Below are 17561 nucleotides of genomic sequence, written 5' to 3' on the forward strand. Positions count from 1 at the left end.
CCCCACGGGCAGCCGATCTAGGGAGTGACCAGAGAATGAAGAAGAGGAGCATGATCCTCGCGGGGGTCGTCATGACGGTGGGCCTCGGCATCGGCGGCGCCACGGCCGCGTCCGCGACCTCCACCGGCGCCCCGAAGCCGGGGGTCGCCTGCGCCGTGAAGGGTGGTCCGACGGCCACGGGGGAGGGCAAGACCACTGTCAATGTCGACCAGGACGGCAAGGTCTTCGTGGACGGCAAGGAGGTCCCGAAGAGTGAGCTGAGGACCCTCTGCAAGGAGCCCCCGCTGCCCGGCAAGGGCGTCGCCTGCATCATGAAGGCCAAGGCCGACAGGGCCGACAAGGGCGGCAAGTTCAGGGGGGACAAGTTCAGGGGCGGCAAGGTCTTCGTGGACGGCAAGGAGGCCCCGAAGAGTAAGCCGAGCGCCCTCTGCAAGGAGCCCCCGCTGCCCGGCAAGGGCGTCGTCTGCATCGTGCACGTCAAGGGCGAGGAGAGCGGCGGGTTCGGCCCGAGCGACGAGAAGATCTACGTCGACGGCAAGCTGGCGCACGCCAAGTGCCCCCTGCCCAAGAAGCTCGGTGAGGGCATGGATGATGTGCACGTCGGGGACGACGCCCCGGTGGCCGTCACGCCGAACTGACACACGACTCGCCGCAGGCGCTGACCACTCCATGCGAACGTCCCGCCGGCCACCTCGCCGGCGGGACGTTTCCGTCGGCGCGGGCGGCGGGAACAGCAATGGGCAGATGGCGTGAGGTCATCGCCGAGTTCGCCGGCACGGCGCTCCTGCAACTGCTCGCCGTCAGCGCGCTCGTCGCGGGCTTCACACCAAACGTGGTGTCGGCCTCACGCAGCCTGCCGGGGCGGGTGAGTAGGAGCCGAGCAAGACGGCGTGGCGTGACGACGGGCCGATCGCCCCTCGGCCCGGCCTCGAGTGATGTAGCGGTAGAGCAGGTTGAGGCTGCGCGAGTACCCGAGTTCCTTGATCTCACCGAACAGCTGGGGGACCGGGACGGCCGGCTCGGCGGCGCGCCGCTCCCGCACGCAGGATGGCTAGCATCCGTCACCTTTCCTATACGATCCGAGTGGTCGTCAGCATGCAGCAGCGTTGCGACCGATGTCAACAGGTTCGCGAAGACGCTAGAAGGGACCTCACGTCACGATGGACGACGAAGTGATGATCGCGCGGCGCCCTGGGGCCATGACGGGCGGAACGCCGCCGGGAAGATCTCGCGGCCGGCTTGCCGACGAGGTGTACGACACGCTGCTCGGACAGCTGGAGGACTTCCCGAAACTCGGCTATTACGTATGTTGATGTGACGGTCGGTCGCTACGGATCGAGCCTGGCTCCCGCGTCACGATCGACGCCCTGGCGCGAGAGCTGGGGGTCTCGCAGACGCCGATCCGAGACGCTCTCAACCGGATGGAGGCCGAGGGCCTGGTCGTGCGTGTGCCCCATGCCGGCTATCGCATTCCCCCCCAGATCACCCGTCAGCGATTCGAGGACATGCTCGAGCTCCGCCTGCTCCTCGATCCGGCAGCGGCGCGCAGATCCGCCGAACGCGCATCCCCGAAGCAGGTGGCCGGTCTGCGACGACTGCTGGAGGAGATGGCGGAACTGGAGGGGGGCAACGGGCTCATGGCCTATGGCGCCTTCGGGCTACGCGAAGGGCGCGGACGGAATGGCGTAAAGGCTTGACGGGCGGGCTGGGTCGAGGAATGCTGACGCAATCGGATCGGATTGGATTGGATCCACCTCACCCGCCCCAGTTGCGAGGAGAAGCAGGTGCCCAGAGCGCTGCTCCTGACCGGCGATGCCGCCGAGGAGCTCGACACCATGTATCCCTACTATCGCGTGCAGGAGGGCGGCTGGGACGTTGACGTCTCGTCACGGACGATGCGTGACGTTCAGCTGGTCATCCACGAGTTCGACCCGAACTCCGACGCCTACGTGGAGAAGAACGGCCGGAAGTTGCCGGTCGACGTGACCTGGGCCGAGGTCGACGTCGAGCGCTATGACGCCCTCATCATCCCCGGGGGACGTGCCCCCGAGTGGATCCGGGTCGACGCCGACGTCAGGCGCATCACCGAGCACTTCTTCGCGCGCAACCTCCCGATCGCACTGGTGTGCCACGGCGCGCAGGTGCCGGCTGTGTACGGGCTGCTGAAGGGCCGGAAGACGGCGTGCTTCCCCCCCATCACCGGTGACATGGAGAACGCGGGCGCGACGGTCATCGACGCTCCCGACGTCGTGGACGGCAACCTCGTCTCCTGCCGGGGCTGGCCCGACATGCCGCAATTCGGCAGGGCGATGATGGAGGTCTTCTCGAAGTCCATCGACTCCGCATCGGCATGAGCACACCCGAGGTGTCTCGGTGACGGCACTTCGGACCGTCACCGTCGACGGCTCCCCCGTCCACGTCATGGAGAGCGGCACCGGGCCCGCGGTGCTGATGCTGCACGGCTCCGGACCCGGTACGACCGGATCCGGAGCCTGGGCGACGACGGCACAGGCGCTGGCGACCGGCGCATGATGCAGGCGGTGGCGCAGGTCGGCCAATGGCTCGGGCTCGGCGGCTCGATCGTGGCCAACCTGTTCAACCCGCGAGTGATCGTCATCGGGGGCTACTTCGCCTCACTGGCCGAATGGCTGCTGCCTCACGCGCAGGATGAGCTGCAGCGGCTCGTGGTGGCCGCCCCCGCCGCCCAGTGCCGATTCGTCGCCTCCACGCTCGGCTTCGGCGCCGCTTCCCGCGGCGCCGCAAGCATGGTGGTCAACCGGATCATCGACGACCCGACCACGATCATGGATTCACTACCCCGGCCGACAGCCTACTGACGGCCCCCACAGACCTGGAGGCGGCACCTCTCCAGCAACCCCCCGTATCCGCAACCAACGCCAACAAGCGGCAACAAGCGCGGCGGCGCGCGCCTTGCCTGACGTCCCCCCGGTCAGGAAGGGTTTTTCATGTCTCCACGTCATCGAACGTGGGCCAGGCTGCTCGAAGCAGCCCTGCCAGAAAACGGACGACGCCCGAGACGTCGCACCGCGACCACGATGGCCTTAGCCCTCATCGCCCCCTTCATCACGCTCCTCGCGACGCCGGTGAGCGCCGAGGCCCCCACGGCGGCTGAGCCCGCTTTCGTCGCTGCACCGGCGCTGCTGCAGCCGTCCGCGCCTGCCGCCAAGGCCGCACCACCAGACGCCGGCTTCAAGGTGCTCGTGGTGCGCAGCACCCAGGACGCGGTGTCGTCGGCCGGCCTGGCCGCGATCCGGGATGCGGCCAGAACCGGTCATTTCACGGTCGTGGCGCCCGGGCCCGCTGACGTGGGCGACCATTTCACGAAGAAGAAGCTGGAGCAGTACCGCGCGGTCGTGTTCTTGGACACGGGTCACGCGAGCCCGCTCACGGACGCGCAACGCGCGAACTTCGAGAGCTACTTCCGCGACGGCGGCGGCTTCGTCGGCGTCGGCTCCGCGGTCGAGACCGACGAGTCCTGGTCGTTCCTGACCGACATCCTGGGGACGCGTGCGTCCAGCAGGACCGACGTGCAATCGGGTGACGTGAAGGTCGCCGACCGCGTCCACGACGCGACCAAGGATCTGCCGCAGATCTGGTCGCGGACCGACAACTGGTACAACTTCACGAAGAACGTCCGCGGTGTGTCACACGTCCTCGACACCGTCGTCGAGGACCCGTTCGGGCCGCAGCCGCAGGGTGCCAACCTCGACGGGATCGCCGGGGGCACGATGGGCGCCGATCACCCGGTCTCGTGGTGTAAGGACTTCCAGGGCGGCCGCTCGTTCTACACCAGCCTGGGCAACACGGCCGCGAGCTTCGACGCCGGCCTCACCAAGCACCTCAAGGGCGCGATCGGCTGGGCCGCGGGCCAGGCCGACCCGGTCTACAGCGATTGCGGCGCGACCGTGCTGGCCAACTACCAGCAGACGAAGATCGGCTCGCCGCCGAACCTGCAGGAGCCGATCGGCTTCGACCAGCTGCCGGACGGCCGCATTCTGCAGACGGACCGCCTCGGCTCGCTGCGCATGCACGACTCGACCACGGGCGTCACCACGGTCGTCGCCAACTTCGCCGATCCGAGCCTGCCGATGACGCAGCAGATCTACTCCGCGGGCGAGGACGGGCTCTATGGCCCGGCGGTCGACGCCAACTTCGCGACCAACAAGTGGGTCTACCTCTACTACTCGCCGAAGGAGGTCACCGACGTCAAGCTGAGCGACGGATCGGTCGTCACCCAGATCACGCCGAACACCACCCCGCCGGACGTGGCGGCGTCCAAGACCGCGTGGGATCCGTACGTGGGCTATTTCCAGCTCAGCCGCTTCAAGTTCGTCGACGCCACCGACAGCACGCCGGCGCACCTCGACATGGGCTCCGAGCAGCAGATCATGCGCGTGCCGGTCAACCGCCAGGAGTGCTGCCACGTCGGGGGCGACATCGACTTCGACAAGCACGGCAACCTCTGGATGGTCACCGGCGATGACACGCCCGCGGGCGGCATCAACGGCGGCGGCTACGGGCCGTACAACTCGCAGAAGACCGACGAGCAGCAGACCGTGCGCGTCACCAACGCGACGGGCGGCACGTTCACGCTGACCTTCGAGGGCCAGACGACGGAGCCGATCGCGTGGAACGCGGACCGCAATGCGATCGACGCGGCGCTCGAGGCGCTCTCGAACATCGAGGCGGATGAGATCCAGACCAGCGGCGGCCCGGTCAACACGTCGAACGTCAACGTGTTCTTCCGCCGCGGCAAGCAGCAGTCCGATCAGCCGCAGATCACCGCCGACGGCGCCGGCCTGACCGGCACCGCCACGCCGGCGATCGCCACCAACACGGCGCAGGCGGGCGGCTGGTATCAGCGGCTCACCGGTGACTCGCGCCGCAGCGCGCTGAACACCAACGACCTGCGCGGCAAGATCCTGCGGATCAAGGTCAAGGACGGCAACATCTCCGCCGCCGACGCCAACAAGGCCGACTTCGGCTCCGGCACGGGCGCCTACTCGATCCCGTCGGGCAACCTGTTCCCGCTGGTCGCGGGCGCGCCGCAGGACAAGACGCGGCCGGAGGTCTACGCGATGGGTTTCCGCAACCCGTTCCGGATCCAGGTCGACGAGAACGACGTGGCCTACATCGGCGACTACTCGCCCGACGCCCAGACACCGCAGCGCTCGCACGGCCCGGCGGGCACCGGCCGCTACGAGATCGTGCGCAAGCCGTCCAACTACGGCTGGCCGACGTGCTACAAGCGCGACCTCGCGCACTACCAGTGGAACTTCCACGAGTTCGCGCCCGGCACCACCACCGCGGGCACGCCGCTGAACAACCCGCCTCAGAAGTTCGACTGCGACGGGCCGACGCAGCGCAACGACTCGCTGTGGAACATTGAGGGCGGTCCGACGGTCGAGCCGGGCCTGAGGGACGTCCCGCCGGTCACCGACCCGGACATCTGGTACTCCTACCGCGACAACAACACGAACGCGCCGCTCGGCACCCCGTGCGAGGCCTACTACGCGCCGACCCCGGGCCCGATCGCGCCCGGCTCGACGACCGAATGCCCGCGGCTGTTCCCCGAGCTCTACACCGGCGGCGTCGGTCCGCACGGGGTCACGAAGTACCACTACGACCCGGAGAACCCGAACCCTCACAAGTTCCCGCCGTACTACGACGACTCGGTGATCATCAGTGAGTGGACGCAGGACACGCTGCGCGAGGTCAAGCTCGACAAGCAGAACAACCACGTCCAGAAGATCAACAACTTCCTGGATTGCGGCAGCCGTGCGAACGCCGGGGCAGGCAGGTTCCGGTTCGAGTGCGACAACCCGATGGACTTGCAGTTCGGTTCTGACGGCGCGTTCTACCTGCTGACCTACGGCAACGGGTTCAACGTCATCAGCCCCGACGCGGGCATGTACAAGTGGGAGTACGTCAAGGGCAAGCGCGCGCCGAAGGCCGTGCTCACCACGGACCGCACCGACGGCTCAACGCCGCTGACCGTGAACTTCTCCAGCGCCGGCTCGCTGGATGAGGATCCCGGCGACTCGATCCGCTACGAGTGGAACTTCGGCGACGGCTCGGCGATCGAGACCGACCCGAACCCGACACACACCTACACGCAGTCCGGCCGCTACACGGCCGTGCTGACCGTGCTCGACTCGTCCGGCAAGCAAACCTCGACCAGCACCGTGATCACCGTGGGCAACACGAGCCCGACGGTGGTCGTCAATACGCCGGTGGAGGGCGGGACGTTCGCGTTCGGCGACGACATCCCGTTCTCGGTCACGGTCACCGACCCCGAGGACGGGACGGTGAATTGCTCCGAGGTGCAGGTGACGTTCGTGCTCGGCCACGACGCGCACGGCCACGCAGAGGAGTCCGTCAACGGCTGCTCGGGCGTGCTCCACACGGAGGCCGACGACGTCTCACACGGCGGCACCGTCCTCGGCGTGGTCCAGGCGCGCTACACCGACCACGGCGGTCCGGGCGGCGTCCCACAGCTGACCACGACCGGCCAGCACCAGATCCGCCAGAAGCACCAGGAGGTGGAGTTCGTCGTCAACCAGTCCGGCACCAACACGGCGACCAACACCGACGGCGGCGCCGGCGTGCACCGCGGCAGCCTGGGCTCGGGCGACTGGCTCCAGCTCAACGGCCCATTCAACCTGACCAACATCGATTCGATCACGTTCCGCGTGGCGGACGCGGCGACCGGCCGCACGCCCGGGTCGCCGCTGGCGGCAATCGAGGTCCGTCAGGACTCGATCACCGGGCCGATCCTGACGACGGCCAACCTCGTGTCCACCGGCGGGACGGGAACCTGGACGAGCCAGACGTTCCCGGTCTCGATGTCCGGGACGCATGAGCTGTTCCTGGTGTTCCGCTCGGTCACGGGTGGCGCCACGGGCGGCAACCTGTTCAACCTCAACTGGGCCGAGTTCGTCGGCACGGGCATCGGCACCTAGCGAGCCCGCCCGTGCCGACGAACCCGAGTTCGTCGGCACGGGCATCGGCTCCTAGCGAACCCTCCCGTATAGCGGCAAGAGAGAAGACACTCATGCGGAGAAGATTTCGCACATCGGCAGTGGCCGCCTTCCTGACGGCGGCCGCACTCATCCCCGCGGCACCGTCGTGGGCACAGGAAACGACACCGCCGACGATCAACGTGGCGACGCTGTCGCCCTCTGCGCCGACCGGCCAGAACAACTGGTACACCGGCCCGGTGACGCTGAACGTGTCGGCGACCGACGACGTCGGCATCGCCAAGTTCCAGTACTCGCTCAACGGCGGCGCCGCCTACATCGACGTGCCCGTCGAGGGGGCGCCGGCGTCGGCCACGGCGTCGGCGGTGATCACGCAGGAGGGCAACACCAGCGTCCGGTACCGCGCGGTCGACACGGCCGGAAACGTCGCGGCGTTCCGCTCGATCTCGGTCCGGATCGACACGCGCGCGCCGGCTGCATCGTACCCGGCGATCACCGACGGTCACGTCGGTCACGTCGCCACACTTATCCCGACGCGCACGGACCCCGCCCCCGGCTCGGGCGGAGTGGCTGTGCTGAACATGTACCTCGACGGCAAGCTGGTCCCGCCGTTGCCGGCGCAGACCTCCGACCTGTCGCTCGGCGTGCACACGCTCGCGGTGCATCTCTCTGACGCTGCTTCCAACAGCGCGAAGTACACACAGACGTTCATCGTGACGACATCGTTCGCGGACGTCGGCACGCTGATCACCCGGTTCGTGACCGCCGGCAGCGTCCCGGCGGAGGTCGGCGCGGCGCTCCAAGCCAAGCTCGACCAGGCGAAGGCGCTCGCCGACGCCGGTTCGGCCAAGCGCGCGAGCCAGGTCCTAAACGAGTTCGTCTCGATCGCCGGCGACCGGATCGCGCCCGGCTCGGCCCGCCGCACACTCGTGGGCGATGCGCGTTACCTGATCGACCAGCTCAACGGCCGGCTCGCGCCGGAGCCCGCGACGGGCCTCGAGTCTGAGCCCGCGGAGGGCCCGAAGTTCATCCCGGACCCGGTGCTCGCCCCGCTCCCGCACAACCCGGACGCCGACTACAACGTCCTGGTCTTCTCCAAGACGACGGGCTTCCGGCACGACCACATCCCGCACACCGTGGCCGCGATCCAGAAGCTCGGCATCGCGCACAACTTCAACGTCGACGTCTACGACCCGCAACTCCCGACCGTCACGCTGCCCACGAGCCCGTTCCTGAGCCTCGACACGCTCAAGCAGTACGACACGATCGTCTTCGAGTCCAACGTCGGGCACCCGGGCCCGCTCAATCCGATCACTGAGCAGCCGAACTTCGAGGCCTACATGCACCAGGGCGGCGGCTATGTCGGCATCCACGGCGCCGCCGACTCGTTCGAGATCGGCACCTGGCCGTGGTACGGCGACCTCGTCGGTGGGTTCTTCACCAACCATCCGAACGGCCAGAACGGGTTCGGCCAGTGCGGCAGCTGCATCCACACCGAGGTGGTGACCGAGGACAACACGCACCCGGCGACCGCGCATCTCCCTGACCGGTGGATGACGGTCGACGAGCTCTACAACTTCGACCGCAACATGCGGGCCGACGTGCACACGCTGCTGAGCCTCAACGAGGACAGCTACCAGCGCAGCCTCAACAGCGGCAACGCGGCCACCAACCCGCTGCGGCTGATGAACGGCGACCACCCGATCGCGTGGTGCCAGAACTGGGACGGTGGCAAGGCGTTCTCGAACATCCTCGGCCACTTCCGGACGCAGTACTACGACGACTCGTTCATGCAGATCATCCTCGGCGGGATCGAGACGACCGCCGACCGCAAGGGCGCCAACTGCTCGTCCTACCGCGAGACCAGCCTGCTGATCGAGGCCGACCGAGCGGCCGGGCTGCTGACCGCGGCCGCCGCGGACGCCGCCGGTGCCGCCCTGGACATCGCGCGGGACAGCTACCTGGCAACCAACTACACCACCGCCATCCCGGCGCTGAACTCGATCGTCGACCTGGCGAACGACAAGGCCTCCGGCGACGCTGCGGCGCGTTCCGAGCTCGCGCGGCAGGCGCGCGAGCTGCGGGAGTGGATGCAGAACCTCAACCGCCGCTGACCCGTTAACGCGGCGGGGGCGGTGGATCGCCGCTCCCGCCGCGCTGACGCTGGAGCGCACCACTATCGCGGATTTATGCACGACCTTCTCCTGATCATCGACGAAACATCGGTAGGTGCCGCACGTGACCCATCCTCCGAAGGGAGCGGTGATGGGTCGTGAAATGTCGCCACCGGCGTGAACGCCAACGGACAGCGGGAGATCCTCGGGCTGGAGGTCACCTCACGCGAGGACGGCGCCGGCTGGCTGGCGTTCCTGCGTGGCCTGGTCGCCCGCGGCCTGTCGGGGGTGCAGCTGGTCATCTCTGATGCCCATCTCGGGCTGGTCGAGGCGATCGGGTCCACCCTGCCGGGCGCGTCCTGGCAACGGTGCCGGACCCACTACCTGCGGAATTTGCTCACGACCGTGCCCAAATCGGCTCAGCCGTGGGTGGCGACCCTGGTCCGCACCATCTTCGACCAGCCCAGCGCCGAGCAGGTACGCGCCCAGCACCGCTGGGTTATCGACGCTCTGGAGGCCAAGTACCCGGCCGCCGCCGACCACCTGGACCACGCGCGAGAGGACCCGCTGGCCTTCGCCCAGTTCCCGCGGGAGATCTGGAAGCAGATCTGGTCGAACAATCCCCAAGAGCGGCTGAACAAGGAGATCCGCCGCCGCACCGGCATGGTCGGCATCTTCCCCGACCGGGCCGCGATCATCCGTCTGGTCGGCGCTGTGCTGGCCGAGCAGACCGACGAATGGACCGAAGCCCGCCGTTACATGGGCCTGGACATCCTCGCCAAAGCCCGCCTGCGAGTGATCCCCGGAGACACGCCGAATCAGGCACAGCCCCCCGGCACCCTCACCGCTTAACCTGCAGAAACGGACCACGCGGTGGCAGCTCATACACCACCTCAGTGGACGCGACCCTTCATCGGCCTGCACCAGGCGGGCGATCACCGGAACGGTGTTACCTCCGGCCGAGGCCAGCACGATCATCGCTCGCCGGTACCGCACCGAGCTGGTGCTACCCCGGCGCACGATCCGCTGCAGCTTCTGCCCTTCCTGATCCATCAGTCTTCGCACCCTGACCGGTTCTGCCACCGCGCCTCCTCGCGCCGATCGGACCTGTACGGCACATCCAATCGGCGCGACGGACTACACGCGAACCCGGTGATCGTTTCCGGTCACAGCACTAGTCATATTCGCCAAGCACAAGGCTGTGACGCCTGTTCCCGAGATAGTGCTCTTGCGGAGTTCTTCTTTACATTGAAGATCATCATTACCGATCGTTGCGGCTGGCTGGTTCGAACACTCGGCGAGCTCATTCGCTTCAAGGCGTTGGGATGGGCGGCAGCCTGCGGCAACGGGAGACATCGGGGTGCCGGCAACTGACGGCTCGTCCGAGCAACAAACGAGCAACGAGAAACAGAAAAGCCGTGATCACTTTCTCGTGATCACGGCTCCGACCTGCTAGAACAGTGTCGGGACGGCGGGATTTGAACCCACGACCCCTTGACCCCCAGTCAAGTGCGCTGCCAAACTGCGCTACGTCCCGTTGCCCTGGTCTCCCCGGGCACACCCAAACCTTAGCGCAGTTTCCGCCCTCGTGCGTACACGAACCGCGCCAGTGGGCCTAGGCTGGCGATCATGGGGAGGAAGGCGCGCATCGACCAGGAAGAACTCGTCCGGCTGGCCGCCGAGGGGTGGACCAACGCCCGTCTCGCCGAGCACTTCGGTGTCACGGAGTCGGGCATCCTGCAGGCGAAGCGATCAGCCGGCCTCTCCAAGCCGATGACGGACCACAGCCGTGCCCTGCCGTGGAAGCTCCGGCGCGAGCACAGCCAGAGCGGTCCCGCCACCAACCTGCGGAACCTCTCCGCCGCGACCCAGGGCCGCCCGGTCCCCAAGGACAAGCTCAACACCGCCCTGCGGTGGGCGAGCCGGCTGGTCGACAACGGGCTCGACATCGCCTACGACCCGGAGCGGGGCTTCCACGAGGTGCCCGCCGGGGACGACTCACACGTCGCCCGGATCCTCGCCGAGGCCCGCGAGGCCGCGGACGCGGCGGGCACCACGCCCTGACCGTGCGGACGCGGCGGGCACCACGCCCTGACCGTACGGCCGCTCACACACCGTCGCGCGGCAGGGGCGTGGTCTCCTCGCGTACGTGCACGTGGCGCTCGCCCGGGTGGACGGCGGTGTGCGACTCGGTCTCCTGGACGTGGACGTGCGGCTCGGCCGCCGGGTCCACGGTGTACATCGTGTCCGGCTCGATGGTCTCCACCGTCTCCTCCGTCCGCGGACGGCGGGTGTAGCGACCGGTCAGCACCATGCCGACGACTCCCACGGCCATGAGAATCCAGCCGATCATTTGAAGGTCGATTCCAGGAACGTCCCATTTGACGGCGAACGCGAGAACCGCGCCGACCGCGATGAAGGCGAGACTGGCCCCGAAGCCCATGGCTACCTCCTCTGCTGGTCAACGGCCCTTTACCCGCAGAATCCACGATTACGCAAGGCGTGAAGGCTGCATTCCCGGGCAGTGCGGATGAACAACGCATTCACCCCTGGAGGCAGATATGACCGCCATAGCATGGGTGGCCGTCGTGATCGTCGCCGTGCTGGTGATCCTGGCAGTCGGCTACCTTGTGTCGGCACGCAACCGCCGGCGCCACCTGCAGGACCGGTTCGGGCCCGAGTACGAACGGGCGGTGCGCGAGAGCGACAGCCGCAAGGAGGCCGAGCAGGAACTGCTCGCCCGCGAGGAGCGCCACGCCAAGCTGGACATCCGCCCGCTCGACCCGCAGACCCAGGAGCGGTACGCGAGGAAGTGGACCGAGGTGCAGGAGCGGTTCGTGGACGCTCCCGGCTTCGCCGTGACCGAGGCCGACGCGCTGGTCACCGCGGTGATGGCGGAGCGCGGCTATCCCACGGACGAGTTCGAGCAGCGGCTGAGCGACCTGTCGGTGGCCCACGCCGCCACACTCGACCACTACCGCAAGGCCCACGACATCAGCAGCCGCGCCGCCCGGCAGGACGCCACCACGGAGGAACTCCGTCAGGCGATGGTCCACTACCGCGCGCTGTTCCAGGAGCTTCTCGGCGACGGCGCCGACGTTGCTCTCAACGACCACGTCAACGGTGCCGCGTACACCACTGACGGGTACGACGGCGTGTCGGCGAACGGTCACCACGCGGACGTACGGAAGGCGGGGCGATGACGATGCGGACCAACAGGTACGACGAGCGCGACAACATCGCCGAGCAGCCGACTCCCGAGACCCCCGAGCCCCTCGAGGAGGAGGCTCGCAGAGAGAGGGCGCTCGCGGACGCCGGGCGGGACGAGCACGAGGGTCCCGGTCCGGTCTACTCCCCCAGCGACGCGTACACCGCCGGCTACGCGGACGGCACGGCGGCCGACGCCGGCGACCGCGCGTACGGCGACGGCACGAACAGAGAGACCGGCGGCGACGCGGAGACGGGCGGAACGGCCGACGCGGACGGCGACGGCTCCCGCTTCCGCGAGCCGTACGGCCAGGCGGGCGACGACGTCCTCACGTCGCCCCGGACCGGCGGCAGGCACACGGCCGAGGGCGACCGCCTCGTCGCGGGCGGCCGTACGGACGACTACACCGAGTCCCGCACTCAGACCGAGCGATCCGGCGCGTACACCGCCCACGGCGACGACGCGGACCGCACCCCTGAGACGGACGGCACCGAGTACACCGGCGACGCCACCACCGGCGCCACCGTCGACGGCCCGGTGGCCTACCCCGCCACGGCCACCACCGCCGCCTCCGGCGCGGCGTCCGTCCTGGACGAGGCGCTGGAGAGCCGGTGGCGCGAGATCAAGACCGGCTTCGTCGACGATCCCCGCCAGTCGGTCGAGCAGGCGGACGCGCTGGTGGAGGAGGCCCTGTCGGCCCTCACCAGCCGCCGGCAGGCGCTGCTCGACCAGTGGAAGGACAACGAGCGGGGCGACACCGAGGCGCTGCGCCTGGCCCTGCACGAGTACCACGCGTTACTTGCCCACCTGACCCGGAAGTGAGGTAACCATGCTCGCCATCGCCGCGGCGGTCGTCTTCGGGATCGCCTTCCTCCTCGACCTTCTCAACGCCAGCATCGGCATCGGCCTGACCGCGCTGCTCGCCCTCGGCCTGTGCCTGCTGTCCCTGCACCAGGCCGGCGTCGGCACCGCCGGGGTGAACTCCTGGCGCGGCGGCTGGCGTGGCGGACGCGTCCGTCGCTGACCCCCCGCGAACCGAACGTCTCCCCTCGGAGAACGCCGGAGAACGCCGGAGAACACACCCCTGAAAAGCGCGAAACGGTCTCGCGGAGGCACGTCTTCCGCGAGACCTTGAGCGTCACGTCCCCTCAGGAGACCGAGATGCCCCACAAGGTGGAGGAGGTCATGACGCGCGATCCGGTCACGCTGCCGGAGGAGGCCCCGGTGGTGAAGGCCGCCAAGCTGATGCGCGACAAGGACGTGCACCAGCTTCCGGTGGTCGGGGCGGCCGCCGGGTCGGCGTCGTCGCCCTGGCCGATCTCTCCCTCGGCCTCGATCCCGCTCCCGCCTGACGGTCTCCGTACGGCCCTGTCCCCTGTGCGGGGAAGCGTACGACAGCCCCCTGTTCGCTCCTGCCGAAAATCATGCGTGAGTGAGCTAGCTGCTCATATAGCGTGTTCCGCATGATTTTGCCCTCCCCGCGACGCTCTCCTGGACCACGGCCGTGCTGAGCCGCCTGCTCCGCACGTACCTGCGGCCCTACTCGCCCGCGCTCACGGCGGTGGTGCTGTTCCAGCTCGTCGGCACCATCGCCTCCCTGTACCTGCCCAGCCTGAACGCCGACATCATCGACCAGGGAGTGGCCACCGGCGACACCGGCTACATCCTGGGCACCGGCGGCTGGATGCTGACCGTGTCCCTCGTGCAGATCGCCTGCTCGATCGCGGCGGTCTATCACGGTGCCCGGGTGGCGGCGGGGTTCGGCAGGGATGTCCGATCGGCGGTCTTCCACCGGGTGAGCGGCTTCTCCCAGCGGGAGGTCGCCGAGTTCGGGGCTCCGTCGCTGATCACCCGCAACACCAACGACGTGCAGCAGATCCAGATGCTCGTGGTGATGACCTGCACGATGCTGGTCGCCGCGCCCATCATGGGGGTCGGCGGCATCATCATGGCGCTGCGTCAGGACGTCGGGCTGTCGTGGCTCATGCTGGTCTGCGTCCCGGTGCTGCTGGTCTCGATCGGGCTGATCGTCTTCCGCATGGTCCCGCAGTTCCGCACCATGCAGACCCGCATCGACGTGGTGAACCAGGTGCTCCGCGAGCAGCTTTCCGGCATCCGCGTGGTGCGGGCCTTCGTCCGGGAGCGCGAGGAGACCCGCCGGTTCGGGACGGCGAACGACGAGCTGACCGGTACGGCGCTGCGCGTCGGGCGGCTGACCGCGCTCATCTTCCCCACCGTGATGCTGATCCTCAACGCCTCCAGCGTCGCCGTGCTGTGGTTCGGCGCCGCCCGGGTGGACAGCGGCGAGATGCAGGTGGGCGCCCTCACCGCGTTCCTCATGTACCTGATGCAGATCCTCATGTCGATGATGATGGCCACCTTCATCTCGATCATGATCCCGCGCGCCGCGGTCTGCGCGGAGCGCATCGCCGAGGTGCTGGACACCGAGTCGTCGGTGCGCCCGTCCGAGCATCCCGTACGGCAGGTGGACCGCCGGGCCGAGCTGGAGCTGCGTGACGTCGAGTTCCGCTATCCGGGCGCGGAGGCGCCGGTGTTGTCCGGCATCTCCTTCCGCGTGGCCGCGGGACAGACCACCGCCGTCATCGGCAGCACCGGATCGGGGAAGACCACCCTGGTCTCCCTGGTGCCCCGGCTGTTCGACGCGACGTCCGGCGCCGTGCTGATCGACGGTGTCGACGTACGCGACCTCGACCCCCAGATGCTCTGGACGCGCATCGGCCTGGTGCCGCAGAAGCCGTACCTGTTCACCGGCACCGTGGCGAGCAACCTGCGGTACGGCAACCCGGACGCCACCGACGAGGAACTGTGGGAGGCGCTGGAGATCGCCCAGGCCCGCGACTTCGTCGAGGCGATGCCCGAGGGCCTGCAGGCGCCGATCTCCCAGGGCGGCACGAACGTGTCCGGCGGGCAGCGCCAGCGCCTGTCCATCGCCCGCGCGCTGGTCGCCAAACCCGAGATCTATCTGTTCGACGACTCGTTCTCGGCGCTCGACCTGACCACCGACGCCAGGCTGCGCGCCGCGCTGCGCCCGTACACGGCCGACGCCGCCGTGGTGATCGTCGCCCAGCGGGTCTCCACCATCGCCGACGCCGACCAGATCGTCGTCCTCGACGACGGCGTCGTCGCCGGCATCGGCACCCATGACGAACTGCTCGATACCTGCCCGACGTACGTCGAGATCGTCGAGTCCCAACTGACCGCGGGGAGTGCGGCATGAGCGACCGGCCCACGGCACGGCCCACAGCACCGGCGCGGCCGCGGCCCGCCGGAGGCGGCGGTTTCGGGCCCTTCGGCGGCGGGCAGATGCCGGCGGAGAAGTCGATGAACTTCGGCCCCTCCGTCCGGCGGCTGCTGCGCCGGTTGAGCCCCGAACGGCCGAAGCTCCTGGCCGTGATCGGCCTCGCCGTGCTCAGCGTGGTGTTCTCCGTCATCGGGCCGAAGCTGCTCGGCCGCGCGACTGACGTGATCTTCAGCGGCGTGATCGGCGGACGGCTGCCCGCGGGGACGACCAAGGAGCAGGCCGTGCAGGGGCTGCGCGCCTCGGGCCACGGCGACTTCGCCGACATGCTCGCGGGGATGGACGTCGTCCCCGGTCACGGCATCGACTTCCACGCGCTCGCCACGGTCCTGGCCTGGGTGCTGGCGCTGTACGTCGCGGCGTCGCTCTTCATGTGGCTGCAGGGCCGGCTGCTCAACGACGTGACGCAGCGCACGGTGTTCCGCCTCCGGGCCGACGTCGAGGACAAACTGCACCGGCTCCCGCTGAAGTTCTTCGACGGCCAGCCGCGCGGCGAGCTGCTCAGCCGGGTCACCAACGACATCGACAACGTGTCCCAGACGCTGCAGCAGACGCTGAGCCAGCTGCTGAGCTCGCTGCTCACCGTGATCGGCGTGCTGGTCATGATGTTCGTGATCTCGCCGCTGCTCGCGGCGATCGCGCTGGTGACGATCCCGGTCACGATGATCGTCACCGGGCAGATCGCCAAGCGCTCGCAGAAGCAGTTCGTCGCCCAGTGGGCTCACACCGGCACGCTGAACGCCCACATCGAGGAGGCGTTCACCGGTCACGAGCTGGTGAAGGTCTTCGGGCGGGGCCCGGAGGTCGAGCAGGTGTTCCGGGAGCGGAACGAGGCCCTGTACAAGGCGAGCTTCGGCGCCCAGTTCATCTCCGGGATCATCATGCCGGCGATGATGTTCATCGGGAACCTCAACTACGTCGCCATCGCGGTCGTCGGCGCCGTACGGGTGGCCGGTGGGTCGATGAGCCTGGGCGACGTCCAGGCGTTCATCCAGTACTCCCGGCAGTTCACCCAGCCGCTGACCCAGGTCGCCTCGATGGCCAACCTGCTGCAGTCGGGGGTGGCCTCCGCCGAGCGGGTCTTCGAGCTGCTGGACGCCGAGGAGCAGGAGCCCGACCCCGCCGACCCGGTGCTGCCCGCCACGCGGCGGGGACGCGTCGAGTTCGAGCACGTGTCCTTCAGTTACGACCCCGAGCAGCCCCTCATCGAGGACCTGTCGCTGGTGGCCGAACCCGGGCACACGATCGCGATCGTCGGCCCGACCGGCGCGGGGAAGACCACGCTGGTCAACCTGATCATGCGCTTCTACGAGCTGGACGCGGGCCGCATCACCCTCGACGGCGTCGACATCACGGCGATGCGCCGCGAGGACCTGCGCTCCCAGATCGGCATGGTGCTCCAGGACACCTGGCTGTTCGGCGGGACGATCCGCGACAACATCGCCTACGGCAACCCCCGGGCCACCGACGAGGAGATCCAGGAGGCGGCCCGGGCGACGTACGTCGACCGGTTCGTCCGCACCCTTCCCGACGGGTACGACACCGTGATCGACGAGGAGGGCGGCAACATCAGCGCCGGCGAGAAGCAGCTGCTGACCATCGCCCGCGCGTTCCTCGCCAACCCGTCCCTGCTCATCCTGGACGAGGCGACCAGCTCGGTCGACACCCGCACCGAGGTCCTGGTGCAGCACGCGATGGCCGCGCTGCGCAGCGACAGGACCAGCTTCGTCATCGCCCACCGGCTGTCCACGATCCGCGACGCCGACCTCATCCTGGTGATGAAGGCGGGGAGCATCGTCGAGCACGGCACCCACGACGAACTGCTCGCCGCGCGGGGTGCCTACCACCGCCTCTACTCGTCGCAGTTCGCCGGCGCCCTGGCCGGCGACGACACCCCGACGGAAGTGGGCTGAGGAGTG

General features: G+C 68.7%; 16 protein-coding genes, 1 tRNA gene and 3 pseudogenes. 16 read left to right on the forward strand and 4 right to left on the reverse strand.

Annotation, left to right across the window (positions count from 1 at the left end):
• Window positions 1–35: 35 nt before the first annotated feature.
• Complete coding sequence (locus tag Msi02_RS00075; protein WP_204046504.1) at window positions 36–638, forward strand: hypothetical protein; 603 nt, start codon at window positions 36–38, stop codon at window positions 636–638.
• Between the two features lie 196 nt (window positions 639–834).
• On the opposite strand, the pseudogene Msi02_RS42870 reads toward Msi02_RS00075, so the two are convergent.
• Window positions 835–1042: pseudogene (locus Msi02_RS42870) on the reverse strand (ISL3 family transposase); the annotation flags it as partial.
• Window positions 1043–1160: 118 nt separating this feature from the next.
• Between Msi02_RS42870 and Msi02_RS00080 the strand changes: the two are divergent.
• The 8 genes and pseudogenes from Msi02_RS00080 to Msi02_RS00115 all read left to right on the forward strand — a co-directional run.
• Window positions 1161–1313, forward strand: coding sequence for a hypothetical protein (locus Msi02_RS00080; RefSeq protein ID WP_204046505.1), 153 nt, complete (start codon window positions 1161–1163; stop codon window positions 1311–1313).
• Between the two features lie 21 nt (window positions 1314–1334).
• Window positions 1335–1697, forward strand: coding sequence for a GntR family transcriptional regulator (locus tag Msi02_RS00085; protein ID WP_275414069.1), 363 nt, complete (start codon window positions 1335–1337; stop codon window positions 1695–1697).
• Window positions 1698–1784: 87 nt separating this feature from the next.
• Window positions 1785–2354 (forward strand): DJ-1/PfpI family protein, encoded by a 570-nt coding sequence (locus Msi02_RS00090; protein ID WP_204046507.1) that lies wholly within the window; start codon window positions 1785–1787, stop codon window positions 2352–2354.
• Between the two features lie 19 nt (window positions 2355–2373).
• Window positions 2374–2532 (forward strand): hypothetical protein, encoded by a 159-nt coding sequence (locus tag Msi02_RS00095; protein WP_204046508.1) that lies wholly within the window; start codon window positions 2374–2376, stop codon window positions 2530–2532.
• Window positions 2529–2837, forward strand: a complete 309-nt coding sequence (locus tag Msi02_RS00100) for an ROK family protein (protein ID WP_204046509.1) — start codon at window positions 2529–2531, stop codon at window positions 2835–2837. The genes Msi02_RS00095 and Msi02_RS00100 overlap by 4 nt, the downstream gene beginning before the upstream one ends.
• Before the next feature lie 219 nt (window positions 2838–3056).
• The gene (locus Msi02_RS00105; RefSeq protein WP_204046510.1) at window positions 3057–6983 is read left to right on the forward strand and encodes a ThuA domain-containing protein; all 3927 of its coding nucleotides are present in this window, start codon (window positions 3057–3059) and stop codon (window positions 6981–6983) included.
• A gap of 92 nt (window positions 6984–7075) precedes the next feature.
• Window positions 7076–9115, forward strand: a complete 2040-nt coding sequence (locus tag Msi02_RS00110) for a ThuA domain-containing protein (protein ID WP_204046511.1) — start codon at window positions 7076–7078, stop codon at window positions 9113–9115.
• Between the two features lie 165 nt (window positions 9116–9280).
• Window positions 9281–9967, forward strand: a pseudogene (locus tag Msi02_RS00115) (IS256 family transposase); the annotation flags it as partial.
• A gap of 57 nt (window positions 9968–10024) precedes the next feature.
• Here Msi02_RS00115 and Msi02_RS44245 read toward each other — a convergent pair.
• Both Msi02_RS44245 and Msi02_RS00120 read right to left on the reverse strand, forming a co-directional pair.
• A pseudogene (locus Msi02_RS44245) lies at window positions 10025–10168 on the reverse strand (IS630 family transposase); the annotation flags it as partial.
• A 410-nt stretch (window positions 10169–10578) separates the two neighbouring features.
• A tRNA-Pro gene (locus Msi02_RS00120) sits at window positions 10579–10652 on the reverse strand.
• Window positions 10653–10744: 92 nt separating this feature from the next.
• On the opposite strand from Msi02_RS00120, the gene Msi02_RS00125 reads away from it, so the two are divergent.
• On the forward strand, window positions 10745–11179 hold the full coding sequence (locus Msi02_RS00125; RefSeq protein WP_204046512.1) for a hypothetical protein: 435 nt from the start codon (window positions 10745–10747) through the stop codon (window positions 11177–11179).
• Window positions 11180–11222: 43 nt separating this feature from the next.
• Here the strand turns inward: Msi02_RS00125 and Msi02_RS00130 are convergent, their stop codons facing one another.
• Complete coding sequence (locus Msi02_RS00130; protein WP_079319766.1) at window positions 11223–11558, reverse strand: DUF6458 family protein; 336 nt, start codon at window positions 11556–11558, stop codon at window positions 11223–11225.
• A 118-nt stretch (window positions 11559–11676) separates the two neighbouring features.
• Here Msi02_RS00130 and Msi02_RS00135 point away from each other — a divergent pair, with 118 nt between their 5' ends.
• The 6 genes from Msi02_RS00135 (at window position 11677) to Msi02_RS00160 (ending at window position 17555) form a co-directional block, all read left to right on the forward strand.
• Window positions 11677–12318, forward strand: coding sequence for a hypothetical protein (locus Msi02_RS00135; protein ID WP_204046513.1), 642 nt, complete (start codon window positions 11677–11679; stop codon window positions 12316–12318).
• Window positions 12315–13145 (forward strand): hypothetical protein, encoded by an 831-nt coding sequence (locus Msi02_RS00140; protein ID WP_204046514.1) that lies wholly within the window; start codon window positions 12315–12317, stop codon window positions 13143–13145. The genes Msi02_RS00135 and Msi02_RS00140 overlap by 4 nt, the downstream gene beginning before the upstream one ends.
• A 7-nt stretch (window positions 13146–13152) precedes the next feature.
• Complete coding sequence (locus tag Msi02_RS00145) at window positions 13153–13347, forward strand: hypothetical protein (protein ID WP_030509495.1); 195 nt, start codon at window positions 13153–13155, stop codon at window positions 13345–13347.
• Window positions 13348–13508: 161 nt separating this feature from the next.
• On the forward strand, window positions 13509–13790 hold the full coding sequence (locus Msi02_RS44365; RefSeq protein WP_373308221.1) for a CBS domain-containing protein: 282 nt from the start codon (window positions 13509–13511) through the stop codon (window positions 13788–13790).
• Between the two features lie 37 nt (window positions 13791–13827).
• Complete coding sequence (locus Msi02_RS00155) at window positions 13828–15561, forward strand: ABC transporter ATP-binding protein (protein ID WP_204046516.1); 1734 nt, start codon at window positions 13828–13830, stop codon at window positions 15559–15561.
• Complete coding sequence (locus tag Msi02_RS00160; protein ID WP_204046517.1) at window positions 15558–17555, forward strand: ABC transporter ATP-binding protein; 1998 nt, start codon at window positions 15558–15560, stop codon at window positions 17553–17555. The genes Msi02_RS00155 and Msi02_RS00160 overlap by 4 nt, the downstream gene beginning before the upstream one ends.
• The last annotated feature ends 6 nt before the right edge of the window (window positions 17556–17561 follow it).

The organism is Microbispora siamensis (assembly GCF_016863095.1).
Classification (GTDB): Bacteria; Actinomycetota; Actinomycetes; order Streptosporangiales; family Streptosporangiaceae; genus Microbispora; species Microbispora siamensis.